Raw genomic sequence first — 2,111 nt, forward strand, 5'->3', positions numbered from 1 at the left:
AAGCTGCTCTTAGGAGCAGATCTCGTAAATGCATACGATGAGTCTTGAAGCCCCTCATTGGAGCAGATCATGTAAATGTTGAGCTTCGTTGACCGCTCCGATGCCGGATCGTTCTTCCGATCGCTGTTGCCCCAAATTTCCCGATCAGTAACATGCCGAAGTGGAAATCAAGGGACAAAGGCGACCGCTGACCGCTTCTCCAGAACGATTCCGTCCTCTCCGCTGGTGCGTGCAATCCGGTACGTGTAATTAACATCAAATACCTCTCGACCAAAAGAAATCTTTACGCAAAAACCTCTCAAGCTGCATGGTGAACCCTATGCACGCTTGAGAGGTTTTTTTGATTTGTAGGAGGCCGAGCCGCTGAGCTAATCGATGGATACGATCTGCCATTCACCGCTTTTATCCTTTTCAAAGTAAAACGTATACCCCATTTTCGATGGATCTATCTTCCCTCCAATTTGCATAGCTCCCATGACAAGAACCAGAATGCGCCCTCCTTCTTCATGCACCTCATCGATATCCGTGAACTGCACGGGATTGTCTAACAGGTAGTCATGCCCCGTACCGACATTCGGACCGAGACTTTTATGGAATGCGTCTACATCCCTAGCTACGATTGCATCCACGGTTATGATTCATGCGTAACCTTCATTCCTCCCTATCAAAATGTAGCTCCTGACTTCCCAGCTTTTTTAGGCTTCAACCTTATACCCAAGACGATAAAGGCCACATAAATGACGATGGCAATTGAGTCGATTAACGTATCCGTAAGGGACGAAGCGTCTTGAAATGCGGTTACGCCAAGAATGACCATCAGCCGTACGATCAGAAGCAACACGATCATCCAAGCGGCAAACCGGACCTTCGATCGATCGCCTTGGAATGACATCCAAATAAACATGACCCCGAAAACCAGATTTTCCGCCGTAATGATGTGCCAAACATACATGAATACCGTCCGTGTCCCCATGGTGATCGCATTTATCTGGAGCTCCGGAAGAACAGCGGATTGCCCGTTCCATGCGTGCGTAGCGGCAAACAGTACCGCAAAAATGCCTGCGATCAGGTAATAAAAATTGCTAACCTTGATGATCATCACATCCTTCCCCGAAAATTTCCGTTTCCTTCTTACGGATACCCTGATAAATTTCGCGTACGATCTCCGCCAGCCGCTGGTCTTTTTCTGGATTGAAGTCTCTTAATGTTTCGGCGGCTGCGTCGAGCAGCTGACTGACCTTCTGAAGATGCGCAATCTTTTTGCGTGTCTCGGCATTCTTGGCATCGAGGAACGCAGCAACCTCCTGGCAGTGAGCGGGGTCTACCTTCTCCATCCTGTGGAACCCAAACTTCCCCTTGATTTCGTCCAGAGAAAAGTCCGCATACTGCATAATTTGAATGTTCATCAAATCGATGAGGTCGTTTTTCGAGTACCTGCGGTACCGATTGTTTTCCCGGGTAGGAGAGACAATTCCGAGACGGTCATAATAGCGGAGTGTATCCTTCGGGATCCCCAGCATCCGTGAAGCTTCTTGTATAGAATAAAGTTTTTCCATGAATTCACAATAACATTGGAGCAGACTCCAAGGTCAAGTCGGTTTTTACATTTTTTTCTTATAAAAAATCAAGTGATCCCTAAATTAATATTGATTGCCTCGTACCCATAAAAAAAGTCACCACTTAAGGTGGTGACTTGCTCTAAATATAACCGCCATCGGCCCGAACATGAAGATTGATCAGCAGCGTTCCCGGTTCCTCCTGCTAACGTGCCTGCATCGGAGCAGCGCCCGCTTCTGCTCCCGTCTTTGCGGTGCTGCACAGCCACCGCAAGGACCTTACTCCACCACTCGCCGCAGGCAGCAGCGGAGCGGGCGGAATCATGCCGGAGAAGCGTTAGCGGTCGCCTTTGTCCCCGAATTTTCACCTTCGATTCCATTCCCAAAAAATTCGGGGGCAACAGCGATCGGAGGCATGATCCGCACGCGGAGCGGGCGTTCCCAACGCACGCACAGCACGCGCCAGCCGAACGCTTTGCCTCGAAGCACAGTCCCGCACCCCATTTCCCGTCCTTCCGGTGCTGCAAAGCCACCGCAAGGACCTTACTCCCCCAC

Annotated in this window: 3 protein-coding genes; all 3 read right to left on the minus strand. The window is 49.8% G+C overall.

All coding sequences use genetic code 11. From position 1 onward, the window contains the following. Positions 1 to 368 precede the first annotated feature (368 nt). The 3 genes from CPT76_RS02475 to CPT76_RS02485 are packed head-to-tail and all read right to left on the minus strand — an operon-like array spanning position 369 to position 1,556. Positions 369 to 629, minus strand: coding sequence for a hypothetical protein (locus CPT76_RS02475; protein WP_105441820.1), 261 nt, complete (start codon positions 627 to 629; stop codon positions 369 to 371). Positions 630 to 664: 35 nt separating this feature from the next. Then, positions 665 to 1,099: a hypothetical protein gene (locus CPT76_RS02480; protein WP_181152661.1), complete on the minus strand. Its 435-nt coding sequence runs from the start codon at positions 1,097 to 1,099 to the stop codon at positions 665 to 667. Then, entirely contained in the window at positions 1,083 to 1,556 is a 474-nt protein-coding gene (locus tag CPT76_RS02485) for a MerR family transcriptional regulator (protein ID WP_105441821.1), read from the minus strand. The genes CPT76_RS02480 and CPT76_RS02485 overlap by 17 nt, the downstream gene beginning before the upstream one ends. Positions 1,557 to 2,111 lie beyond the last annotated feature (555 nt).

Origin of the sequence: Paenibacillus sp. AR247, assembly GCF_002968895.1 — a bacterium.
Lineage (GTDB): Bacteria > Bacillota > Bacilli > Paenibacillales > Paenibacillaceae > Paenibacillus_AQ > Paenibacillus_AQ favisporus.

Bases quoted from the DNA above. Each gene is read 5' to 3' on its own strand.
- CPT76_RS02480 (WP_181152661.1), bottom strand. From the start codon at position 1,099: ATGATCATCAAGGTTAGCAATTTTTATTACCTGATCGCAGGCATTTTT.
- CPT76_RS02485 (WP_105441821.1), bottom strand. From the start codon at position 1,556: ATGGAAAAACTTTATTCTATACAAGAAGCTTCACGGATGCTGGGGATC.